General features: G+C 72.6%; 19 protein-coding genes and 1 pseudogene. 10 read left to right on the top strand and 10 right to left on the bottom strand.

The window, feature by feature from the left end; genetic code table 11:
* Nucleotides 1-99 precede the first annotated feature (99 nt).
* On the bottom strand, nucleotides 100-1,623 hold the full coding sequence (locus tag RLT59_RS04430) for a catalase (protein WP_311307614.1): 1,524 nt from the start codon (nucleotides 1,621-1,623) through the stop codon (nucleotides 100-102).
* Between the two features lie 712 nt (nucleotides 1,624-2,335).
* Here RLT59_RS04430 and RLT59_RS04425 point away from each other — a divergent pair.
* On the top strand, nucleotides 2,336-3,163 hold the full coding sequence (locus RLT59_RS04425) for an aldo/keto reductase (protein WP_311302153.1): 828 nt from the start codon (nucleotides 2,336-2,338) through the stop codon (nucleotides 3,161-3,163).
* Nucleotides 3,164-3,186: 23 nt separating this feature from the next.
* On the top strand, nucleotides 3,187-4,152 hold the full coding sequence (locus tag RLT59_RS04420; RefSeq protein WP_311302152.1) for an LLM class F420-dependent oxidoreductase: 966 nt from the start codon (nucleotides 3,187-3,189) through the stop codon (nucleotides 4,150-4,152).
* Nucleotides 4,153-4,198: 46 nt separating this feature from the next.
* Here RLT59_RS04420 and RLT59_RS04415 read toward each other — a convergent pair whose 3' ends face one another.
* Nucleotides 4,199-4,552 (bottom strand): DUF6204 family protein, encoded by a 354-nt coding sequence (locus RLT59_RS04415; RefSeq protein WP_311302151.1) that lies wholly within the window; start codon nucleotides 4,550-4,552, stop codon nucleotides 4,199-4,201.
* Nucleotides 4,553-4,789: 237 nt separating this feature from the next.
* On the opposite strand from RLT59_RS04415, the gene RLT59_RS04410 reads away from it, so the two are divergent.
* Nucleotides 4,790-6,760, top strand: a complete 1,971-nt coding sequence (locus RLT59_RS04410) for a DUF5107 domain-containing protein (RefSeq protein WP_311302150.1) — start codon at nucleotides 4,790-4,792, stop codon at nucleotides 6,758-6,760.
* Between the two features lie 16 nt (nucleotides 6,761-6,776).
* Here the strand turns inward: RLT59_RS04410 and RLT59_RS04405 are convergent, their stop codons facing one another.
* From RLT59_RS04405 to RLT59_RS04395, 3 genes are all read right to left on the bottom strand, one after another.
* Nucleotides 6,777-7,139, bottom strand: coding sequence for a VOC family protein (locus tag RLT59_RS04405; protein WP_311302149.1), 363 nt, complete (start codon nucleotides 7,137-7,139; stop codon nucleotides 6,777-6,779).
* Nucleotides 7,140-7,190: 51 nt separating this feature from the next.
* On the bottom strand, nucleotides 7,191-8,000 hold the full coding sequence (locus RLT59_RS04400) for a methyltransferase domain-containing protein (protein ID WP_311302148.1): 810 nt from the start codon (nucleotides 7,998-8,000) through the stop codon (nucleotides 7,191-7,193).
* 240 nt (nucleotides 8,001-8,240) lie between these two features.
* Nucleotides 8,241-9,746, bottom strand: coding sequence for a bifunctional phosphatase PAP2/diacylglycerol kinase family protein (locus RLT59_RS04395; RefSeq protein WP_311302147.1), 1,506 nt, complete (start codon nucleotides 9,744-9,746; stop codon nucleotides 8,241-8,243).
* 251 nt (nucleotides 9,747-9,997) lie between these two features.
* On the opposite strand from RLT59_RS04395, the gene RLT59_RS04390 reads away from it, so the two are divergent.
* Both RLT59_RS04390 and RLT59_RS04385 read left to right on the top strand, forming a co-directional pair.
* Nucleotides 9,998-10,813 (top strand): IclR family transcriptional regulator, encoded by an 816-nt coding sequence (locus RLT59_RS04390; protein ID WP_311302146.1) that lies wholly within the window; start codon nucleotides 9,998-10,000, stop codon nucleotides 10,811-10,813.
* A gap of 59 nt (nucleotides 10,814-10,872) precedes the next feature.
* Nucleotides 10,873-12,138 carry an aminotransferase class I/II-fold pyridoxal phosphate-dependent enzyme gene (locus RLT59_RS04385; protein ID WP_311302145.1) on the top strand — a complete coding sequence of 422 codons (1,266 nt, stop codon included), beginning with the start codon at nucleotides 10,873-10,875 and terminating at the stop codon, nucleotides 12,136-12,138.
* Nucleotides 12,139-12,174: 36 nt separating this feature from the next.
* Here the strand turns inward: RLT59_RS04385 and RLT59_RS04380 are convergent, their stop codons facing one another.
* Nucleotides 12,175-12,789 (bottom strand): DedA family protein, encoded by a 615-nt coding sequence (locus RLT59_RS04380; protein WP_311302144.1) that lies wholly within the window; start codon nucleotides 12,787-12,789, stop codon nucleotides 12,175-12,177.
* On the bottom strand, nucleotides 12,786-13,568 hold the full coding sequence (locus RLT59_RS04375; protein WP_311302143.1) for an MBL fold metallo-hydrolase: 783 nt from the start codon (nucleotides 13,566-13,568) through the stop codon (nucleotides 12,786-12,788). The genes RLT59_RS04380 and RLT59_RS04375 overlap by 4 nt, the downstream gene beginning before the upstream one ends.
* Nucleotides 13,569-13,742: 174 nt before the next feature.
* Between RLT59_RS04375 and RLT59_RS04370 the strand changes: the two genes are divergently transcribed.
* A complete protein-coding gene (locus tag RLT59_RS04370; protein ID WP_311302142.1) occupies nucleotides 13,743-14,147 on the top strand; it encodes a recombinase family protein in 405 nt (134 codons plus the stop codon).
* A gap of 98 nt (nucleotides 14,148-14,245) precedes the next feature.
* Nucleotides 14,246-16,363, top strand: a complete 2,118-nt coding sequence (locus tag RLT59_RS04365) for a phage holin family protein (RefSeq protein ID WP_399124796.1) — start codon at nucleotides 14,246-14,248, stop codon at nucleotides 16,361-16,363.
* A 12-nt stretch (nucleotides 16,364-16,375) separates the two neighbouring features.
* Here RLT59_RS04365 and RLT59_RS04360 read toward each other — a convergent pair whose 3' ends face one another.
* The 3 genes and pseudogenes from RLT59_RS04360 to RLT59_RS04350 form a co-directional block, all read right to left on the bottom strand.
* Nucleotides 16,376-17,428 carry a LacI family DNA-binding transcriptional regulator gene (locus RLT59_RS04360; RefSeq protein WP_311302140.1) on the bottom strand — a complete coding sequence of 351 codons (1,053 nt, stop codon included), beginning with the start codon at nucleotides 17,426-17,428 and terminating at the stop codon, nucleotides 16,376-16,378.
* 74 nt (nucleotides 17,429-17,502) lie between these two features.
* Nucleotides 17,503-18,123: a DUF305 domain-containing protein gene (locus RLT59_RS04355; RefSeq protein ID WP_311302139.1), complete on the bottom strand. Its 621-nt coding sequence runs from the start codon at nucleotides 18,121-18,123 to the stop codon at nucleotides 17,503-17,505.
* Nucleotides 18,124-18,238: 115 nt separating this feature from the next.
* A pseudogene (locus tag RLT59_RS04350) lies at nucleotides 18,239-19,182 on the bottom strand (DUF1996 domain-containing protein).
* A 169-nt stretch (nucleotides 19,183-19,351) separates the two neighbouring features.
* Between RLT59_RS04350 and ligA the strand changes: the two are divergent.
* The 3 genes from ligA (at nucleotide 19,352) to RLT59_RS04335 (ending at nucleotide 23,082) form a co-directional block, all read left to right on the top strand.
* Nucleotides 19,352-21,484: an NAD-dependent DNA ligase LigA gene (ligA, locus tag RLT59_RS04345; RefSeq protein WP_311302138.1), complete on the top strand. Its 2,133-nt coding sequence runs from the start codon at nucleotides 19,352-19,354 to the stop codon at nucleotides 21,482-21,484.
* 156 nt (nucleotides 21,485-21,640) lie between these two features.
* A complete protein-coding gene (locus RLT59_RS04340; RefSeq protein WP_311302137.1) occupies nucleotides 21,641-22,459 on the top strand; it encodes a rod shape-determining protein MreC in 819 nt (272 codons plus the stop codon).
* On the top strand, nucleotides 22,456-23,082 hold the full coding sequence (locus RLT59_RS04335; protein ID WP_311302136.1) for a hypothetical protein: 627 nt from the start codon (nucleotides 22,456-22,458) through the stop codon (nucleotides 23,080-23,082). The genes RLT59_RS04340 and RLT59_RS04335 overlap by 4 nt, the downstream gene beginning before the upstream one ends.
* The last annotated feature ends 35 nt before the right edge of the window (nucleotides 23,083-23,117 follow it).

The raw sequence follows: 23,117 nt of genomic DNA, 5'->3' as shown, positions 1-23,117 counted from the left end.
GCCCCCGGCAACACCGACGACCTGACAGCCCGATCCGCACACGTGGAGACCGACCGGAGACCGACCGGCCCTCCCTCCGCGATCTCCGGATCTCCGCGATCAGGCCTTTGCCTGCATGTTCCGCCGGGCGGGGTTGCCCTGCTGCTCGGCCTTCGGGTCCTTCTCGTCCGCCTTGGCGCGCACACCCTGCTCGATGCGCTCCCCGATCGACTTGTCGATGTTCGACCAGTACTGGAAGGCCCGTCGCAGAACGGGCTCGGTGACCCCGTTGAGCAGATGGCCGACGACGTTGTCCACCAGCCGGTCGCGGGCCGCGTCGTCCAGGACCTCGCGTACCAGGGTGCCGGGCTGACCCCAGTCGTCGTCCTCGGCGTGGTCCACATAGGCCGCCCGGGTGATCTCCCCGTCGGCGTACCAGCTCGGCGGAGAGCCGTACCGTGCGGTGTCGGCGGCGGGCCCGCCCTTGGAGTTCGGGGCGTACACGGGGTCGCTGGTCTTCCGGTACGCCATCGCCCCGTCCTTCGAGTACGTGTTCACCGGAACGACAGGCGCGTTGACGGGCAGCTGCTGGTAGTTGGCCCCGATGCGGTAGCGGTGCGCGTCCGCGTACGAGAACAGCCGGGCCAGCAGCATCCGGTCGGGGCTCGGACCGATGCCGGGGACCAGGTTGTTCGGCTGGAAGGCCGCCTGCTCGATCTCGGCGTGGTTGTCGGTGGGGTTGCGGTCCAGCGTCATCCGGCCGACCTCGATCAGCGGGTAGTCGCCGTGCGGCCACACCTTGGTCAGGTCGAACGGGTTGAAGCGGTACCCGGCGGCGTCCTCGTACGGCATCACCTGTACGTGCAGCGTCCAGCTCGGGTACTCACCGTCACGGATGTGCTCGAAGAGATCCCGCGTGTGGTAATCGGTGTCGGCCGAGGCCATCTGGTCGCCCTCGTCCTGGGTGAAGCACTCGATGCCCTGGTCCGTCTTGAAGTGGTACTTCACCCAGAAGCGCTCGCCCTGCGCGTTGATCCACATGTAGGTGTGCGAGGTGTAGCCGTTCATGTGCCGCCAGCTACGCGGGATGCCCCGGTCGCCCATCAGCCATGCGACCTGGTGGGCCGACTCGGGCGAGAGGGTCCAGAAGTCCCACTGCATGTCATGGTCGCGCAGGTTGTTGTCCGCGCGGCGCTTCTGGGACCGGATGAAGTGCTGGAACTTCATCGGATCCTTGATGAAGAACACGGGGGTGTCGTTGCCCACCATGTCGTAGTTGCCCTCGCTGGTGTAGAACTTCACCGCGAAGCCGCGCGGGTCCCGCCAGGTGTCCGGGCTGCCGCGCTCGCCGGCGACGGTCGAGAACCGGGCCACGAGATCGGTCCTGGTGCCGGGCTGGAAGACCGCGGCCTTGGTGTAGGCGCTGACGTCGTTGGTCACCTCGAAGTGCCCGAAGGCACCGCTCCCCTTGGCGTGGGGCTGACGCTCGGGAATCCGCTCCCGATTGAACTGCGCCATCTGCTCGATCAGGTAGGCGTCCTGCAACAGGACCGGTCCACCGGGGCCGACGGTGAGCGAGTGTTCGTCACTCTCCACCGGAGCGCCGGAATCCGTGGTGGTCGCCTCGCGTGAGGTGTCGGTCATCGGGCTGTCCTCCTGCTGCGTTGTCAGGTGCGCGACGTTGGTCGGATCACGCATGCGATGGGCGTCTCGCGAGTACGCGCCTAGCCCTGACTGGATGGTGCCAAACATTGACAGACCGCGCTCTTTGGCGGCAGGTGCCCGCACCTGCGCAAAGGCCCGGAATCCCCCGCACCCGCGGGCCCGGAGGAGTCGCGCGGACGACGCGGTCGTGTGAGACGGGAGCGATGTACCCGGGCCGTCCGACAGGTCGTGCTCCGGATGCGGGGAAGCGGCAAAAGGGTGAAAGATGGTCCGACAGGGCTTCCCTGTGCCGCGCTCTCGGCTCGGGCGACGCTCCAGCCAGCAGGGGGGCAGCTCACCCGCGAATGTCACCCGCGAATGTCAGCGACTGTCCGGGGGTATCCGCGGATGTGCGATGCGAGCAGGGAAGTGGGTTCCGATGACGGACAGAACACGCGCCGAGGTCCACGAAGAGCCGCACGAGGAGCGTGGGGCCATGGGGTCTCGCGACACGGGCTCGGACAAGCCCTCCGGCGGACCGGTCGACAGGCCCGCCGGTACGTCGGACGAGAAGGCCGACACCTCCGTCAAGCCCGGCAAGTCCATCCGGACGCCCCCGACCTGCAGTCCGGCGGCGGCTGAGACTTTCCCGGCCAAAGGCTTCGGGAGGACCGCAACATCACACGGAGAACCCTGTCAGGGAGGAGTGACTGTGACCTCAGTACCGACCATCACCCTCAACAACGCGGTGCGGATCCCCCAACTGGGCTTCGGCACGTTCCAGATCCCGCCCGACGAGACCCGGGAGGCGACGCTGGCCGCGCTGGAGACCGGCTACCGGCACATCGACACGGCGGAGATGTACGGCAACGAGAAGGAGGTCGGCCAGGCGGTCCTGGACTCCGGCCTGGACCGTGCCGACGTCTTCGTGACCAGCAAGCTCAACAACGACGCCCACGGGCACGACGACGCCCTCCGGGCGTTCGACCGCACCATGGAGGAGATCGGTCTCGACTACCTGGACCTCTTTCTCATCCACTGGCCGCTGCCCGGCAAGGGCGACTTCGTGGAGACCTGGAAGGCCCTGGAGGAGATCTACCGCTCCGGCCGGACCAAGGCGATCGGGGTCTCCAACTTCCAGAACCACCACCTGCGCCGGCTGCTGGAGAACAGCGAGGTGGTGCCCGTGGTCAACCAGATCGAGGTGCACCCCTACCTCACGCAGGACGACGTCAGGGCATTCGGCGCGGAGCACGAGATCGCCACGGAGGCCTGGTCGCCCATCGCGCAGGGCAAGGTGCTGGACGACCCGGCCATCAACCGCATCGCGGACCGGGTGGGCAGGACGCCGGCCCAGGTGACCCTGCGCTGGCACATCCAACGAGGGGACATCATCTTCCCCAAGTCGGTGACGCGGAAGCGCGTCGAGGAGAACTTCGCCCTCTTCGACTTCGATCTCAGCGAGGGCGACATCGGCGAGATCTCCGCGCTGAACCGTGGCGAGCGGACCGGGCCCGACCCGGAACGTTTGACCGGCTGACCCCTCACCCTGGAGAAGACGACATGGTGGACATCGGATACACGATGATGACCGAGCAGGCCGGCCCGAGGGAGCTCGTCGGGCATGTGGTCGGCGCGGAGCGCGCCGGATTCGACTTCTCCGTCACGTCGGACCACTATTTCCCCTGGCTGGACGCCCAGGGGCACGCCCCGTACGCCTGGAGCGTGCTCGGCGCCGCCGCACAGGCCACGGAGCGCATCCCGCTGATGACCTATGTGACGTGTCCGACCCGTCGCTACCATCCGGCGGTCGTCGCGCAGAAGGCCGCCACGATGCAACTCCTCTCGCAGGGGCGCTTCCGGCTCGGACTGGGCTCGGGGGAGAACCTCAACGAACATGTCGTGGGCGGCGGCTGGCCCGCCGCCCAGGTCCGCCTGGAGATGCTGGAAGAGGCCGTGAGGATCATCCGCGCCCTGCTCTCCGGGGAGACGCTGACCCATCACGGCACGCATTTCGACGTGGAGCACGCCAAGCTCTGGGACCTCCCGGATTCGCCCCCGCCCATCGGCGTCGCCGTGTCCGGTGACCGCTCCTGCGAAGTCGCCGGGCACCATGCGGACCTGCTGATCGCGACCGAGCCCAGGCAGGAGCTGATCTCCTCGTTCGAACGTCACGGTGGTGGCGGCAAGCCCAAGGTCGGGCAGCTGCCGATCTGCTACGACACCGACCGCGATACGGCGATAGCCCGCGCCCACGACCAGTTCCGCTGGTTCGGCAGCGGCTGGCCCGTCAACTCGGAGCTGCCGAGCCCGGCGGGGTTCGCGGGCGCCACCCAGTTCGTACGGCCCGAGGATGTCGCGGAGTCCATCCCGTGCGGCGACGACGTCGGGGCGGTCGTCGACGCGGTCCGGCCCTACGTCGATGCCGGGTTCACCGAGGTCGCACTCGTCCAGGTCGGCGGCGACCACCAGGAGCCGTATCTCGGCTGGGCGGAGCGGAAGCTGCTGCCCGCGCTTCGAAATCTGTGAGGACGCCCCGGAACGGCGCGCCTGCCAACCCGCGCGACAGGGGCCGTTACGCCGCCCCCGGGCTCCGGCGCCCCTTGTAATTGATCTTCATGGTGTCCATGTCCGTCGCTGTGGAGCGCAGTTCGCCATGCCCGTACCCGCGCCCGCGCAGCTCCGTCTCCGCGCGGTCCTCGGCGATGGCGCACGCCATCTCCGCCCCGTCCCCGGCGTCCGACACCACCACGTAGCGGAAGCTGAAGTGCTTGAGGACGCGGTCGTAGGTGAGCGAACCCTCCTCGCTGAACGCCATCGACGCCAGGCCGTGCTGCTCCGCCTCGGCCAGCATCCGCTCCCGTGCCGCGTCCGTCAGCCCCTCCCAGGTGCCGCGCACGATCACTCGGTAGGTGTGCTGCGTGCTCATCGTGATCCACCGTCTCCATAACGTCCCGCAAACCGCTTGAGCGGCAACCCTATGGCGAGGAGGACGGCGCGCACGCGGAATATTGTCCCGGTGTCCGGTGTGCGTGGAGACCTGGTGGTCGCGGCTTTTGCCGAAGAAGGACGGCCGATCCCCTGGTCCGGGCGGCCCGCAGCGTGTTCCATGGTCATCGGGGGGCGCCCGGACCTGCGGCGGCCCGCGTGAGGGAGCGAGGTTGCCTTGGCCACCACCGTACGACGTGACGTACTGACCCTGCCCGCGGCTGCGGTGGGACCGGAGAATCCGCTGCCCGCGTTGCGGCCCCTCGACGAGACGCATGTCGTCGACGACCGCGACCGGGCCGGTCTGCCCCGTGACATGGCCCGCCAGATCGGCCACGAGCCGCTGGCCACCCACCTGCCCGTGGCCGTCCTCGACGGGTACGGGCGCGAGCGCACGCCCACGGACCTCGATGTGATCGTGATCGAGAACGACCGGATCCGGGCCACCGTGCTGCCCGGCTTCGGCGGCCGTATCCACTCCCTCTTCCACAAGCCCACCGGCCGGGATCTCGTCTACACCAACCCCGTCCTCCAGCCCGCCGACTTCGCGCTCAACGGGGCCTGGTTCTCCGGCGGCATCGAGTGGAACATCGGCGCGACCGGCCACACCACCCTGTCCTGCGCCCCCGTGCACGCCGCCCGGGTCACCGCACCCGACGGCGGTGAGATGGTCCGGCTCTGGGAGTGGGAAAGGCTGCGCGACCTGCCGTTCCAGGTGGACCTGTGGCTGCCCGACGGCTCCGACTTCCTGCACGTCGGCGTACGGATACGCAATCCGCACGAGCACCCCGCACCGGTCTACTGGTGGTCCAACATCGCGGTACCGGAGGGCGAGCGCACCCGCGTGGTGGCCCCGGCCGAGAGGGCCTGGCACTTCGGGTACGAACGCACGCTGAACCTGGTCCCGGTCCCCGAGAGCGGCTCGGTCGACCGGACGTACCCGCTGCGCAGCGACTTCCCCGCCGACTACTTCTACGAGGTGCCCGACGGCGCCCGCCGCTGGATCGCCTCCCTCGACGAGAACGGCCACGGGCTCGTCCAGACCTCCACCGATCTGCTGCGCGGCCGCAAGCTGTTCCTCTGGGGCAGCGGGCCCGGCGGCCGCCGCTGGCAGGAGTGGCTCACCGAACCCGGTACCGCCGGCTACGCGGAGATCCAGGCCGGGCTGGCCCGCACCCAGCTGGAACACGTGCCGTTGGAGCCCGGCGCCGAGTTCAGCTGGCTGGAGTCGTACGGGCCCCTGTCGGCGGACCCCGCCGCGGTGCACGGCGACGACTGGCCGGCCGCCCGCGCGGAGGCCGAGCAGCGGCTCGCCGCCGCCCTGCCGCGCGCCGATGTGGATGCCGCGTACGAGGCCTGGCGCCGCTGCGCCGACACCGAGCCGGGCGAGGTCCTCGCCACCGGGTCCGGCTGGGGCGCCCTCGAAGTCCGGCGCGCCGGGTACAAGCTGCCGGGCACCCCCTTCGCCGAGTCCACGCTCGGTGAACAGCAGGCGCCCTGGCTGGAGTTGCTGGAGCAGGGGACCTTCCCTGAACCGCCAGGGGCGACGCCGCCCGGCCCCTCGCTCGTCTCCCCGCACTGGCGCGACATGCTGGAGACGGCCGCTGCGGAACCGCTCACCGAATACCACCTGGGGATCGCCCAGTGGCACGCCGGCGACCGCGCCCAGGCGGTCCGCAGCTGGGAACGCGGACTGGCCCTGGCCCCGTCCCGCTGGCCGCTGCTGCGCTGCCTCGCCGTCGCCGCCCAGGAGAGCGGCCAGTGGGAGCGGGCGGCCGACCACTACGCGGAGGCGTTCGACGAGCTGTGCGCCCAGCGCGGCGACGACGGCGACACCTCGGAGGCCGCCACCGCCGCCCTCGGCCGGGAGGCGATCGAGGCACTGCTGACGGCGGGCCGTCCGGGGCCGGCCCGCACCGTCCTGGACGGGCTGCTCCCGGCGATCCGCAGCCGCGGCCGCTTCCGCCTGCTGGAGGCGCGGCTGCTGCTCGCGGAGGGCGAACGCGAGGCCGCCCGCGCGCTGTTCGACGAGGGCTTCGAGGTCGCCGATCTGCGCGAGGGTGCGGAGATCCTGGACGAGGTGTGGGCCGAGCTGACGGACGAGCCGCTGCCGGACCGGTACAACTACCGCATGCGCCCCCGCGCCTGACGGGCGGCCAGCCGCGTCAGGGGGTGCCGGCGGACAGGTTCCGGTCGACGTACTCGAACACCGAACCGTCCGGGTGCACGGCGATCAGGTTGCGGCCGACGGGGGTGTGGACCGGGCCCGCGATGACGCGGGCGCCCACCCTGGTCAGCGAGGCGTTGGCCTCGTCCACGTCCTTGACCGCGATCGTCGCCGTCACCTTGCGCAGGATCTCCAGCTCGGATTCGGGGCCGGCCATCAGCAGGAAGCAGCTGATGGCGGCCACCGAGACACCGCCGCGCTCGAAGCGCAGCGCCGAACTGCCCGTGAGGTTCTCGTAGAAGGCCACCGCGGCCTCCAGGTCGTCGACGCAGATCCGCAGCGTGGTTCCCAGGATTTCCATGCGGAACAGGGTAGTTGGCCGGTCAGCGGTGTGTGATCGGTTCGGTGGCGCTCATGCGCGGCAGAGCACCTCGCCGTGCGGGACCATGAACCAGCCGTCGTCCTGGGCACCCCAGGTGCGCCACGCGTCGGCGATCTCGGTCAGCTGTCCGGGCGTCGCGTGCCCGCCCTCGACCGCCAGCTTCGCGTAGACCGAGCCGACGGTGCGGTCCGCCCACAGCCCGCTCCACCAGTCCCGGCTCTCCGGGGTGCCGAAACACCAGGCGGCGGCCGTCGGGATGATGTCGGTGAAGCCGGCCTGCCGGGCCCAGGAGAGCAGCCGGCGCCCCGCGTCCGGCTCTCCGCCGTTGGCGCGGGCCACCCGGCCGTACAGATCCTGCCAGGCGTCCATGGCGGGCACCTCGGGGAACCAGGTCATCGCCGCGTAGTCGCTGTCACGGGCCGCGACCACACCACCGGGGCGGCAGACCCGGCGCATCTCGCGCAGTGCCTGCACCGGGTCCCCGACGTGCTGGAGCACCTGGTGGGCGTGGACCACGTCGAAGGTGTCGTCGGGGAAGTCCAGGGCGTGCACGTCGGCGGTGGTGAACTCCAGGTTGTCCAGACCGCGTTCCGCCGCGACCTCGGCGGCCTGGTCCAGGATCTCGCGGGTGGTGTCGACGGCGGTGACCCGGCCGGGGGAGACCAGCGCGGCGATGTCCGCGGTGATGGTGCCGGGGCCACAGCCCACGTCCAGCACGGTCATACCGGGGCGCAGTTCACCGAGGAGGTACCCCGCGGAATTGGCGGCCGTGCGCCAGCGGTGCGAGCGCAGTACCGACTCGTGGTGGCCGTGGGTGTAGACGGCGGTCTCCTTCGGCATGGCCGTGCGTCCTCTCTCGAAGTGCGACATGCGAAACGCGGGACGTGAAGCGCGCGAAACGTGAGCCGCGGAGTGCTGATCGGTACGGCTACGGTACGCTCGCACGCCGAATAATGAGATGGCTATCTTGCGATGTGAGACAGGGTGGCCGGGGTCCGGAACGCGCGAAGGGGCGGCCGACTCGGCGTCGGCCGCCCCTCGTTCGCCCGTTCCCGGGCCGGTCTCACATCCGCGGACGGGTCACAGCTGCATCGGGCAGTACACCGTCAGCGCCTCCGGCAGCTTGTCGATCATCAGCTCGCGTCCGCTGTGCGCCACTTCGCCGTCGTACGCGTACGGTGTACCCGGCTTCAGCCCGGCGACCCGGACCCGGTGACGGCGGACGGCGGCATGCATGGGGGAGCGGGTCAGCGGCCCCGCGACGGCCGCCGCGAGCAGCCGGAGCCCCGGGGTCCGTCCGCCGTGCACCACCCGTACGTCCAGCAGCCCGTCCGCGAGGTTGTGCCGCCGGCCGGGTGCCGGACCCACCCGCTGGAACAGCCCGTTGCCGACGAACAGCAGCCACAAGGGGCGCCGCCGCCCCTGGAGTTCGGCCTCCAGCGGACGCCTGCCGCGCAGCACCTGCAACGCGGCGAGCACGCCGGCCGGCCAGCCGCCGATCCGGGGGGACCAGTGCTCACGGGTCCGCACCAGCTCGGGATAGACGCCCATGCTGAAGGCGTTGAGGAAGTAGCCGTGGGCGCCGCCGGGTCCGTCGGGGCCCGGCCGGAAGCGGCCCAGGTCCACCCGGACCGCGTCACCCGCGGCGATCGCGGCACAGGCGTCGGCCACGGTCTCGATGCCCAGGTCGTACGCGAAGTGGTTCAGCGTCCCGCCGGGGAACACCGCGAGCGGCAGGCCGTGGACGGAAGCCACCGCCGCCGCCCGGTTGACCGTGCCGTCGCCGCCGCAGACACCCAGCGCCAGGCCCCGGCCCGCCGCCTTCTCCAGCTCGGCCGAGACCTCCTCGGGAGGGCACTCGACCACCTCCGCGTTCGGCAGCGCGTCCCGGACCAGCGCGGCCGTCGCCGTTGCCGTCCCTGAGGCCTCGTTCACCACGACGACCAGGTTCTGGCCGTCGGGCAGCGCGGGCGCGTGGGCGGGCGGCCTGCCCGGTGCGGGCAACTGCCCCCGGGTGGGTACGACACCGCGCAGGGCGAACGCCGCCCCTATGCCGAGCGCCGCACCGGCCAGCACATCGCTCGGATAGTGGACCCCGGTGTAGACGCGGGAGGCCGCCACGGACAGCGCGACCGGCGCGATGACCGCTCCCCAGCCCTTCGACTCCAGGGCCACCCCGGTGGCGAAGGCGGCGGCGGACGCGGCGTGCCCGGACGGGAACGAGGTGGTGACCGGCTGGCGCTTGAGCTGTCGTATCACCGGAACGGCGTCCAGTATCGGCCGCTCCCTGCGGACGGCTCCCTTGCCGACCGTGTTGATCGCGGCCGAGGCCACGGCCAGCGAGGCGATTCCCCGGAACGCGGCCCTCCGCGCACGGGCGCTTCCGCCGAACGCGGCCATGCCCGCCGCGGCACCGGCCCACAGCAGCCCGTGATTGGCGCTGCGGCTGAGCCGGGGCAGCACGGGTGCGGCGGCAGGCCAGTGCCGCCGGGCCAGGCCCTGGAACACGGCGAGATCGCATCGGTGCAGCAGGTCCCGCAGCCCGGCGGGGCTCGGCAGATGTGAAGGGTTGCTCGGTGACGACATGGGACAGCGAATACCCTGCCGGGCCGCTCCGAATCAAGGGGCACGCCCGGACGGTGCGGTCCCGCCCACCCGCCGGACGGCTCCGGCCGCTCCCCATTCGATGACATAAGCGGATAATCGCCGCGAAAGCCCGCACGGTCCGGTGTCGGACATCACTGCGTCATTGCCCGGACAAGCGCGACGCCCCTAGCCTGTGTTCGGTATTCCGATCATTGACCGGAATACCGAACGCGAGAGGGCGGTGCACGACCATGGGGCGACTCGTCCCGGCGGTGACCAGGGCGCTGGACGTGCTCGAACTGTTCCTCGACGGCGACGGTACGCTCTCGGCTCCCGAGGTCACCCGCAAGCTCCAGCTGCCCCGCACCACCGTCCACGAACTGCTCACCACGCTGGCCGCCCGCTCCTACCTGGTCACAACCCCGGACCAGCCCGGCCGCTACTGCCTCGGCGTCCGCACCTACCAGCTCGGCAGCCGGTACGCCGATCAGCTCGACCTCGCCGCCGAGGGCCGGCAGGTGGCCCAGCGGGTGGCCGAGACCTGTGGGGAGACCGTCCACGTGGCGATCCTGGAGGAGACCGACGTCATCTACATCGCCAAGGTGGACTCCACCCACGCGGTCCGGACGGTCTCGGCCGCCGGCCGCAAGCTGCCCGCCCACTGCACGTCCGTCGGTAAGATGCTGCTCGCGGCCCTGTCCGGCCAGGAGCTCGACGACCGTCTCGAAGGCCTCGAACTCACCGGCATGACCCCGGACAGCATCACCGACGAGGCGGAGCTGCGTACCGCGCTCGACGCCGTCCGGGAGCGGGGCATCGCGGTGGAGCACCGCGAGTCCAACCCCGATGTGAGCTGTGTGGCCGCGCCCGTACGCGACCGGCGCGGCCGGGTCGTCGCGGCGCTCTCCATCTCCGTCCCGATGATCCGCTGGAGCGACGAGCGCGAACAGGAGCTGGCTTCCCTCGCCGCCGAGGGGGCCGAGGCGCTCTCCGGCCGGCTCGGACGGGACGTCACGGCGGTCGAGGTTCCCGGCCCACCGGGCGGCCCGCGCCATTCCCTCGTATAAAGGGGCTCACACGGCCCGGTCGGCGGGCGGCTGACCGAGCGGCGGCGAAGGAGGCCCGAATGGGCCGGGAACGGACCGGGCGGCAGGGGCGCGGGCGGACCGGGCGCGGCGGCCCGGGGGTCCGGGAGGACCGCGGCCCCGTGCGGTACGGACCGCCCGCGCCCGGCCCCGGGCTGCCGGTCCTGCCCGAACTGGCCGAGGTCCTGGCGGCGGCGGCCGGCAGCGGCGTGCCGGAGCCGGCCGGGGGCTCGGCGGCGCTGCGCGAGGCGGCCTGCGCCTACTGGGACCGGCGCGGACTGCGCGGCGGCCCCGAGCACGTCGCGGCCGCCCCTGGCACCTCTTCGCTGCTGCTCGCCCTGATCGCCGCGCACGGCGGCGACGTGCTGATGCCGCGCCCCTGCCCCGCCGCCTGGATCCCGCAGGCCCGGCTGCTGGGGCGACCCGCCTACCACGTGCCGACCCCCGCCGAGTGCGGCGGCGTGCCCGACCCGTACGCACTGCTGGAGACCGTGCGCAGGGTGCGGGCCGAGGGCGGCAGGCCCCGGCTGCTGCTGATCTCCGTCGTCGACGACCCCACCGCCACCGTCGCGCCGCCGGAACTCGTCCGCGAGGCCTGCGAGGCCGCCGTCGCGGAGGGGCTGCACATCGTCAGCGACGAGACCTGGCGCGACACCCTGCACCGGCCGCGCGACACGGTGCTGCTGAGCCCGGCCGAGATGTGCCCCGACGACGTGACGGTGATCTCCGACCTGGCCGGTGCGCTGACCCCGGCCGCCTGGCCGGTCGCGGTCGCCCGGTTCCCCGGCACCGGCCGGGCGGCGGTCCGTCACGCCCGGACGCTCGACATCCTCACCGCGCTCGGCGCCTTCGTCGCCGGTCCGGTCGCGGCCGCCGCCGCGCACGCGCTGCGTGAACCGGACGCCGTCACGGAGCGGGTCCGCCGGGCGGCGGTCATGCAGGCGCAGGTCGCCGCCGCCGCCCACCGGGCGGTCCTCGCCTCCGGCGCGCTGGCCCGGCCCCCGCAGGCCGGCCGCCACCTGTACGCGGACCTCGGCCCGCTCAGGTCTCGGCTCGCCACCCGGGGCGTCACGGACTCGCTGGAGCTGGAGGAGTACCTGACGGAGCGGCTCGGCGCGCCGGCCCCCGGCGGCCACCGGTTCGGCGACGAGCTGGGGGCCCTGCGGGTGCGGCTGGGCACCGGGACGCTGCTCGGGTCGACCCCGCGGCAGCAGCTGGAGTCACTGGACGCGCCGCAGCCCCTGGAGCTGCCGCACGTCGCGGCAGCCCTCAGCAACTTCCGCTCAGCACTCGACGAACTCCGCTGACGGCCAACCGGCCGGCCCGACGGAGCACCCCGGCCGTCAGCGGCCGAACCGCACCCGGCGCCACAGCGCGGGCGCCCCGCTGATCAGCAGCGTCAGACCCACCGCGGCCACCACCCCCTGCCACGGCTCGGGGAACAGCGAACCGCCCAGAATGCCGATCAGCTGGTACGTGGTGGCCCAGGCCAGACAGGCCGGCACATCCCCTCGGGCGAACCGCCGCATCGGCATCCGGCCCAGCAGGCACGCCAGCATCACCGGAATCCGCCCGGCCGGCACCAGCCGGGACAGCACCAGCACCATCGCACCGTGCTCGTCCAGCTTCTGCCGCGCCTGCGCGAGCCGCTCCGGAGCGGCCCGTTCGGTGATCACCCGCAGCCACTTGGAACCGTTCTTCGAGCGCACCCCGCGCTGACCCAGCCAGTACAGGCAGATGTCCCCGAGGAACGCGGCGCCCGACGCCACCGCGAAGACGTACAGCAGCGCGAACGGCGACGACTGGTGGAACGCCACCACCGCCGCCGAGCTGACCAGCGCACCCGTCGGTACCACCGGCACCAGTGCGCCCAGCGCCACCAGCAGGAACAGCGACGGATAGCCGACCGCCTGCTGCGTCGACTCCGCAGGGAGCCGGCTCACCACCTCGTGTATCACCCGTCGGCCTCCGGCCGGACATGTTCGCCGTGCTCCAGACGGTGCACCGCCACCCCGGGTGCCAGCAGCGCCGCCTGGCGGACGAACTCGTCACCCGGCGAATGGAACTCGTGCGGCCGGATCCCGTCCATCCCGATCGGCCAGTACGTGCCGTAGTGCACCGGCACGGCCGAGCGCGGCGACAGCCGGGCCAGCGCCTCGGCGGCCCGCCCGGCGTCGAGATGGCTGTGGCCCAGGTAGGGCCCCCAGCCGCCGACCGGCAGCAGCGCCACGTCCACCGGGCCGACCTCCTCGGCCATGTCGTCGAACAGACCGGTGTCCCCGGCGAAGTAGGTGCGCGCCGCGCCCTGGACGACGTAACCGAGCGCGGGGGAGCGATGCGGGCCCACCGGCAGCCGCCGCCCGTCGTGCAGGGCCGGAACCGCGCGGATCAGCACCGCACCGACCCGTACCTCGTCGCCGGGCACGACCTCGGTGATCCGCAGCCCGCGCATCCTGCGCAGCAGCCGCAGCCCCGGAACCGCCCGGACCGCGCCCAGCGGCACGATCAGCCGGCCGCCCGGTGCGATGCGGGCCAGCGACGGCAGATGCAGATGATCGGAGTGCAGATGCGAGATCAGGACGACATCGGCGACGGCGGCCGCCGGACCGGGCAGCTCGCCGCGCCGACGGCGCAGATGCGCGATGCGCCGTACGAAGAGGGGGTCGGTCAGGACCCGGACCCCGGAGTCCTCGATCGTGCAGGTGGCATGACCCCACCAGGTGACTTCCACCGGCACGCGCCGCCTCCTGTTCCCCGGACCTGCCGTCGAGCCTACGGGTAGCAGCTCCGCTCAGTCCGTGAGCCCCGGTGCTCCCGCTCCCGTGCGCCCCCTGCTCTCCCGCCACGCGCCTTCTTGTACAAGGACCCCGGGGCGTAGGGTCGCAGGAGACCTAGCACGGGGAGAACGGCCATGGGGGACGTACGGGTGGCGGCCATCGCCAGTCTCACACCGCTGGAGGAGCTCGACAGCGACCCGTTCCTCGTGGACACCCGCAGCCAGCACGAGATGTGCGCCCGCTGGGCGGCCGACAAGGGCTACGTCGTCACCCGGCAGCTGCGCCTGTACGGACTGCGCCCCGACCACCAGGCCCTCTGGGCCGACGTGGAGGACGGCGAGATCGAACTCTTCGTCGCCCCCAACGACCGGGTGCTCGCGCGGGCCGTCGCCTCGGTCCCGCGGTTCACACAGGAGTGCGAGCGGCGCGGCGTACGCCTGGAGATCGCCGGTCTCGACGAGCCGCTCTACAGCTCCCGGACCAAAGCCGGCGTGCACCGCAGGCTCTCCATGCCGACCGCCGGATACGACGGCTCCTGAGCGGCCCGGCCGGGAGCGCCGGCCCAGTGGGCCGTCCCGCTGTGAAAAGCTGGACCGGGGCCCGGAAGAGCGGGACCCGGACGTGAGGTGGCGGCGGCGTGGGTGACGGGCGATGGCGGACAGCCGGAAGCGCCCTGATGCGAGTGATTGTGGTGTGGGCCGTCTCGACGCTCACGATGCTGGTGCTCGCGGGGATTCTGCCGGACTTCCAGCTCCAGTCGGACGACGGCGACAGCATCACCAAGACCGCGTTCACCGCGGCGTGGGGCGCGGGCGCGTTCGGTCTGCTCTCCGCACTGGTCTGGCCGGTGCTGGTACGGGCCCTGCTCATCGTGCCGGCCCTGGTCCTGGGCATGCTGGTGTTCTTCCTCAACGGCTCGCTGCTGCTGATAGCGCTGCGGCTCATCCCGGACGGGCGCGGCGCGGCCGACCCGCAGATGGCGGTCGTCGTCGCGGCCGTGATGTCCGCCGTCGCCTCCGCGACCTCCACCGCCCTCGCCGTCCGTGACGACAACGCCTACCGCCGCCGGCTCTCGCGCCTCGCGGACCGGCGGCGCCGCCGCAGCGGCAGCGGGGCCGGCGCGGACGGGGGGCCGCCCGGCACGGTCTTCATCCAGCTCGACGGAGTCGGCCACGACGTCCTCGCGCAGGCCACCGCCGACGGCCTGATGCCGACCGTCGCGCACTGGCTGGCCGACGGGACGGGCCACCGGCTGACCCCGTGGCGCACCGACTGGTCCAGCCAGACCGGCGCCAGCCAGCTCGGCATCCTGCACGGCACCAACTTCGACGTCCCGGCCTTCCGCTGGTACGAGAAGGAGACCGGCGACGTCATGGTCTCCAGCAGACCGGCCAGCGCCCTCGAAATGCAGCGCAGGGCCGTCATCCGCACCCATGACGGCGGACTGCTCACCCTCGACGGGGCAGGCCGGGGCAACCTCTTCAGCGGCGGCGCCGACCAGCTCGCGCTCGTCCTGTCGATGGCCGCCCGACGCGGCAAGGGCCGCCGCTCACGGGCCGGGTACTTCGCCTACTTCGCGGACCCGGCCAACGCGGTCCGTACCGCGCTCTCGTTCGTCGCCGAGGTCGGCAGGGAGATCGGCCAGTCGACCCGGGCCCGCCTCCGCAAGGAGACCCCCCGGATCAAGCGCGGCGGGCTCTACCCCTTCATCCGGGCCTTCGCGACCGTCGTCGAACGCGACGTGGTGGTCGCCGCCGTCATAGGCGACATGTTCGCCGGACGGACGGCGGTCTACGCCGACCTGGTCGCCTACGACGAGGTCGCCCACCACTCCGGGCCGCGCAGCCGGGACGCCGAGAAGGTCCTCGCCCGGCTGGACCGCTCGCTCGCGCTGATCGTCAAGGTCGCGGAACACACCCCGCGCACATACCGGATCGTGCTCCTGTCCGACCACGGCCAGAGCCCAGGGGAGACCTTCGCGGGGGTGTACGGGCTGACGCTGAAGGACCTGGTGCGGGCGGGCAGCGGACTGCCGGTGCCCCGCCGGGCGCAGCGCACCCGGAGCGGTTCCGAGGCCCGTGACGCGGTACGGATCGCGCTGCACCGGCCGGTCGACGGGGACCGGCAGGAGAACCTGGCCAACCCCTCGGACCCGGTCGTCCTCGCCTCCGGCAACCTCGGCCTGATCTCCTTCCCCGACCTGCCCGGACGCGCCTCCATGGAGCAGCTCGACCGCCGCCACCCCGCGCTGCTCAGCACGCTCGCCAACCACCCCGGTATCGGCTTCCTGCTGGTGCGCAGCGAGGCCCACGGCTCCGTGGTGCTGGCGCGCGGCGGCATCCGGATCCCGGTGGCGGAGCTGCGGGACGGGGACGGGCCGCTGGCCCCCTTCGGCCCGGGAGCGGCGGCCGCGGTCCGGCGCACCGACACCTTCCCGCACGTCGCGGACGTGATGGTCAACTCGATGTACGACCCGGAGACGGGCACCGTGCACGCCTTCGAGGAGCAGATCGGCTCGCACGGGGGCCTGGGCGGCGAACAGTCCCGGCCCTTCCTGCTCTGGCCGCGCGGGATGACGGACCCGCTCGACGCGGCGGCCGCGGAGGGCGGGGAGCGGCCGGCCGAGCTGGTCGGCGCGGAGACCGTGCACCGGGTCCTGCGGCGCTGGCTGAACGAGGTCTCGGGGCCGCAGGTGCCGGTGGGGCGGCCGGAGCGGGCCGGTGACGCCGGCGCGGGCACCGGCGCGCGGGGCTGACCGCCCGCGGCGTCAGGCGGAGCGGCGCCGCACCAGGGTCGGGTGGAAGATCGCCGACGGCACCGGCTCACCGGGGCTGCCGATCTGCTTGAGCAGCAGCCGGGCCATCTCGGCGGACATCTCCTCCACCGGCTGCCGGACCGTCGTCAGCGGCGGATCGCAGGCCGTGGCCGCACTGCTGTCGTCGAACCCGACCAGGGCGATGTCGTCGGGGATCTCCTTGCCGGCCCGCAGCAGCACCGGAAGCGCGCCCAGCGCCATCAGGTCCGACGCGATGAACACCGCGTCCAGGTCCGCACGGTCCTCAAGCAGCCGTTTCATCGCGGCGGCGCCGCCCGTATGCGTGAAATCGCCCTCCACGGCCGTCACGTCCCGGATGCCGTGCGCCGAGAGCGCGTCCAGGAAACCCGTCAGCCGCGCCTGACCGGCCGGCATGTCCTGCGGGCCCGACACCGTACCGATCCGGCGGCGGCCCAGCGAGACCAGGTGTTCGGCGGCCAGTTGCGCCCCCGCCCGCTGGTCGGCCTCGACATAGGTGAGCGGGGTCGGCCGGCGCGGCTCACCCGCGAGCACGGCGGGCAGCCGGGTGTCGTGCAGCAGCCCCGGCAGCGGGTCGTCCGCGTGCGAGGAGATGAGGACCACCCCGTCGACGTGGCCGTGGCGCAGGTAGGACAGCAGCTGGTCGCGGGAGGACTGGTCGTCGGCCAGCATCAGCACCAGCTGGATACCGGCCGGGCGCAGCACTTCGAGCAGCCCGCTGACCACCCGCCCGAAATACGGATCGGAGAACATCCGGCCTATGAAGGGCTCGGAGACCGGGCGCCGTTCACGTTCCGAGACGACGAGCGCGACCGAGTCCGTGCGCCGGGTGACCAGCGAGCGGGCGGCACGGTTGGGCACGTATCCGGTGGCGTCCACGGACTCTTCGACCATCCGGCGCAGCGCCGGGTCCACGGTCGTCGCGCCGTTGATCACCCGGGAGACGGTGGCCCGTGACACCCCTGCCACGGCGGCCACGTCCTCCAGGGTGGCGGGGCGCGCGGGCAGCGGTGGGTCGGCAGTCATGCAGCTCTTTATACCGGGGGGTACGGCCGGTCCGGAAACGGGTAAGGGGCCCTGCGGTGGCACGGAGCCGGGCGTCAGCCGGCTTCCCCGGGCGGGCCCGGAAGCTGATCGAGTTCGGCGAGTTCCGCCTTGCGCGCGGAGACCAGGGCGGTGGCCAGCCGCTTGGCATCGGGCCTGGTCCCGGACTCCGTCTCGGAGCGCGACACCTGGGCGGACTGGCGCAGATGGTCACGGATCAGCGCCGTGACGAGGCGGTCGAACGCCCGGCCCTCGACGGCTCGGGCCTGTTCGAGATCGCGTTCCGTCACCATCCCCGGCATGTCGTGCCCCTCGTGCACATTGGTGTCGGGCAGCCCCATCCGGGCCAGCAGCGGGCGCAGCCGGGCGAGTTCGCCGTTCTGCGCGGTACGGAGCCCGACCGCCCAGCCGCGCACCCGCGGATCGGCGGCGCGCTGCCCGGCGAGCGAGAGCAGGGCCACCGCCTGCTCGTTCATCGGGGTCATCAGCTGGGCCCAGGCGGCGTCCGTCGGATCGGCCGGGGCCCCGCCCCCGGTGGCGGCGGAAGCGGCTGCGGACGGTGCGGCGGAGACCGAGGGGGCCGGTCCGGCCGGGTGCTTCGCGTCGGTGGGGGCCGCGCATCCGGCCAGGAGGAGCAGGAGCAGGGACAGCGCTGCGGTGCTGCGGGCCGCCTTCATGACGAGTCCTCGGGGGGAAGGGCGCGCCCGGGGCGCGGGGCCCCGGGCGGGCGTCGGACGGACGGTGGCGGCTCAGCCCGTGGCGGGCGGCCGGCGGGTGATGAGTGTCGACACGTCAGGGGGTGCCGTCGGCACCGCACTTCACGATGGCGTTGATGCAGTCGCGGACGCGCTGGGCCATCTCGGCCTCGGGCCACACGTTGAAGAAGTCACCGTGCATCGTGTAGCCGGGACCGGACGCCAGCCTGAACCGGGCCGGGTCGCCGTTGACCGGGTAGCGGAGCACCTGGCGCAGCTTGGGAATCGGAACGGGGTGGGTCGAGGGGCATTCGCCGTTGACCGGATACGCCATGTGGCTCTTGTGGTCGGCGGAGTCGAGGTCCCTGCCGTTCCAGCACTGCGGGAAGTCCAGGTACGACTCCAGCATCCCGTCCGCCGGGCAGTTCACGAAGTCGTGCGAGGGGTTGACCTCCCCGTGGTGGAGGCACGACCAGCGCGAGATCGTGTTGTCGTCGGGACCGGTCGCCTTCGCGTTCCCCGCGACGATGCGCAGTCCGCGCGGGAAGGGCTGGATCCGCTGGATGACGTCGTCGCGGACGCCTTCGCCCAGGTAGTAGAACGTGGTGCCGGTGGGTTCGACCTCCTTGTCGCCGTCGTACAGGGTCGGCACCCAGTACGACGACAGGTCCGTGTCGGGGGAGCAGCTGCTCCTGGCCTTCTCCAGCGAGGCGAGGTCGGAGTTGCCGTTCGTCGAGTCGTTGCCGAAGAAGCTGTGCATGTGCGAGGCGCCGGGCAGGCCCGGGAAGACGATCGGGTCGTCGGGCGCCCGGTGGGTGTAGGGGCATTCAGCGAGGAACTCGGCCACCCGGACGACGTCCGGGGCCCTGGCGGCCGGAGCGGCGTTCGTGCCCGCGTCCGGACCGGCGGACGCGTTGCCGGTGGCGGACTGGAGGAAGGAGACGGTGAGCACGGCGGCGACGAGCCCCGCGACGCGGTACCGCCGGCGGGCCGTGGTCGGCGGTGGGCCGGTGACGGGCGAATCTGACGGAAGAAGAGCACGGCACTCCTGTTCGGAGGAAGTGGGGGTTCCTTGATGGTGCGAGAGAGCGCTCTCTCAATATCGTCCAGGATTCGGTTTCGACGGAAGTCGGGAGGCGGCGGGCCGAGGGGGTCGCGGGAACCTCGCCGGGACTCCGCCGCCGGGGCGTTGTCAGTGGTGGGCGGCAGTATGGAGGGCATGACGAACTCAGCTGTTGTGCTCGCCGACACCGCCGCATACGCCGTCGCGGTCGAAGAGGCGTCGCAGGCCGCCGCCGCGTACTACGCCACGGGGGAGAGCATGCTCGACGACGACGCGTACGACCGGCTGGCGCGCGGGATCGCCGCCTACGAGCAGGCCCATCCGCAGGAGGTGCTCGCCGACTCGCCGACCGGCAAGGTGGCGGGCGGCGCGGCCGTCGGGGACGTGCCGCACACCGTCCCGATGCTCTCCCTGGACAACGTCTTCTCGGCCGAGCAGTTCGTCACCTGGACCGCGTCGCTGGAGCGCCGGATAGGCAGGCCGGTCACCACCTGGAGCGTCGAGCCGAAGCTCGACGGGCTGGCGGTCGCCGCCCGTTACCGCGAGGGCAGGCTGGAGCAGCTGGTCACCCGTGGCGACGGCACGGCCGGTGAGGACGTCTCGCATGCGATCGGCACCGTCGCCGGTCTTCCCGGGCAGCTCGGAGAGCCGGTCACGATCGAGATGCGCGGCGAGATCCTGATGACGGCCGAGCAGTTCGAACAGGCCAACGCGATCCGTACCGGACACGGCGCCGCCCCCTTCGCCAACGCACGCAACGGCGCGGCGGGCACTCTGCGCGCCAAGGACCGCCCCTACACCGTGGAGATGACGTTCTTCGCGTACGGCGCCCTGCCGCTCCCCGGATCCGGCGAGCTGACCGGCACCCTGGCCGAGCTGCCGCACAGCGAGGTCCTCGAATATGCCGCGCGGCTCGGCGTACACACCGCGGCGGACACGGAGGTGGCACCGCACACCGTCACCTCGGTCGAGGACGTCCAGTCGCGGGTCGAGGAGATCGCCGCGCTGCGCGCCTCGTTGCCCTTCGGGATCGACGGCATCGTGATCAAGGCCGACCTGGCGGCGGACCAGCGCGACGCCGGCTCCGGCACCCGCGCACCGCGCTGGGCGATCGCGTACAAACTGCCGGCCGTCGAGAAGGTCACCCGGCTCCTCGGCGTCGAGTGGAACGTGGGCCGGACCGGCATCATCGCCCCGCGTGCGGTGCTGGAGCCGGTCGAGATCGACGGATCGACCGTCAGCTACGCCACCCTGCACAACCCGGCCGACATCACCCGCCGCGATCTGCGCCTGGGCGACCATGTGATGGTCTACAAGGCGGGCGACATCATTCCCCGGATCGAGGCCCCCGTCGCCCATCTGCGGACCGGCGGTGAGCAGCCGGTCGAGTTCCCGGAGGCCTGCCCGCAGTGCGGCTCCGAGATCGATACGAGCGAGCAGCGCTGGCGTTGCGTCCGAGGCCGGAACTGCCGCCTCGTCGCCTCCATCTCTTACGCGGCCGGGCGCGACCAGCTCGACATCGAGGGGCTCGGCGCCACCCGGGTCGTCCAGCTCGTCGATGCCGGGCTGGTCGCGGACTTCGCGGACCTGTTCGCCCTGGAGCGTGAGCAGTTGCTCGGGCTGGAGCGGATGGGCGACACCAGCACGGACAACCTGCTGGCCGCGATCGACGCGGCGCGCGCCCAGCCGCTCTCGCGGGTGTTCTGCGCCCTGGGGGTGCGTGGCACCGGACGCTCCATGTCGCGCCGGATCGCCCGGTACTTCGCGGACATGGACCGCATCAGAGCCGCCGACGCCGAGACGCTCCAGCTCGTCGACGGAATCGGCAAGGAGAAGGCCGGGGGAGTCGTCGCGGAGCTGGTGGAGCTGGCACCGCTGATCGAGAAGCTCGTCGCCGCCGGGGTGAACATGACGGAGCCGGGCGCGACCCCGCCCCCTGAGCCGGGCCAGGAGACCGAGGCGGACGCGGAGGGCAAGGGCGCCGAGGGCAACAGCGCGGGCGGCGCCGATGCGGAGGGGCGGCCGCTCAGCGGGATGACCGTCGTGGTCACCGGGTCCATGACGGGCGCCCTGGAGAAGCTCTCGCGCAACGAGATGAACGAGCTCATCGAGCGGGCGGGCGGGAAGGCCTCCTCCAGTGTCTCCAAGCGCACCACGCTGCTGGTGGCCGGCGAGAAGGCCGGGTCCAAGCGCACCAAGGCGGAGGATCTGGGTGTCCGGATCGCCGCGCCCGAGGAGTTCGCCGAACTGATCGGCGCGTTCCTGCCGTCCGAGGTGTGAGGGGACCAGGGGGCCAGAGAGGATCATTCCTTGGATTTTGCGAAAGAGTGGCTTTCTTTGCCTGCCTATTGCATAGTGAGGGTTCGGTCATGCCTCGCTATCAGCGGGTCGATGGGTGTGTGAACGGCTGCGAGAGCAGGCCAAGGGTGAGGGGCGATGCGTTCTCTGCGCGACGGACAGCGGCACGTCCGCTCCGTTCACCGGCAGCACCGGGGAGCGACCCGGGGGCTCGCGCTCGACCTCGGCAGCTCCCGTACCCGTGCCTGGCTTCCCGGTCGGGGCGTTGTGTCCGACACCGGGAACGGCCCCGGCGGTGAGTACGGCCGGGGCGGTCCGGTCCGGCGCGGACGCATCGTCGACGCCGAGTCCTGCGGGCGGATGCTCGGCCGTGTCGCGGACGCGGCACTCGGCGCCGACCGCAGCGACACCGTGATCGTCCTGAGCCACCCCGTACTCGCGGGCCCCGAACACCGCGCCGCAGCACGGGAGATCCTCGGCGCACTCGGCCCGTCGAGCGTCATCGTCCTGGACAGCGCCAGGGCCGCCGCCGCGTGCGCCGGGCCGCAGGACGGCGGCCCGCTGCTCGTCGTCGACATCGGTGCCGAACTGACAGAGGCGACGCTCCTGGTGGGTGGTCTGGTCCGCGACGCGCGGCTGGCCGAGACCGGGCTCAGCGATCTGGACCCGGGCGACCCGCCCACCGTCGTGGTCCGCGCCGTGCTGGACATGATCACAGCGATGTGGCAGCAGGACCGCCATGGCGCGGTGCTCGGCGCCCTGCGCAGGGGCCCGCTGCTCGCCGGAGGCGGTGCGCTGCGGCCGGACGTCACCAACCGGATCGCGGTCCGCCTCGGCGTCCCGGTCCGGCTCCCGGACGATCCGGCGACCACCGTCGTACGCGGTGCCGGGCTGTTCCTCAGCTCCGCGCTCCGCCGCGCCACCGTCGCACCGGCCCTGCCCGGCCGAGCCGGGTGACCCCCTTCCCGGGGGCGCCCCGGGGCGACGCGCGGCCACGGGACCGGCCGGACGCCCCGGCGCACCTCCCACGCGCGGCTCGGCTGCGGCAGTACCTCGCCGCGCTGCTCCTCGCCGTCCTGACCGTCACGGCCACGGCCACGGCCACCGGCGCGGGCGGTGCGGTCGCCACCGGAGCCGGGCCGTCCGCCCCGACGACGGCCGGACCGGTGTCCCCCGTCGGCCACCCGGCCGGAACCCGGCAGTCCGGCAAGGACCCGCTCAGGTCCGGTGTCACTGCCACCCCCCGTGCCATCCCCGGCCCCGGTCCCGGTCCCCGTACGCGCGCCGCCTTCGAGGGGCTGCGGCCGGCACCGGTGACCACGCCCCAGCCCTGGGCCGCCGCCGAACACCCCCGTACCCCTCAGCACCTCCCGCCGCCGGGACCCGGTGCCCCGCTCCCGCGCCCGCCCGGCCTGCTGCCGCCGCTCCCCGCCCCCGCATCCGCCCCGGCCGCACCCCCGGCCGCCGCCGACCGCTTCCGCGCCGCACTCCCGGGTGTGCGCGGGCCTCCGGGCGCTGCCGTTCACCGGCCGTGGGACCTGTCACCGGTCCCGTCCCGCACCCCTGCCGTGGCGCCCTGATCCAAGGCGAGAGCCCGAGGGCCCCGGCGCCCCCC

This window comes from Streptomyces sp. ITFR-6, from assembly GCF_031844725.1.
Lineage (GTDB): Bacteria > Actinomycetota > Actinomycetes > Streptomycetales > Streptomycetaceae > Streptomyces.
Note: the sequence above shows the minus strand (reverse complement) of the source record. Positions and strands in the feature narration are given on the sequence as shown.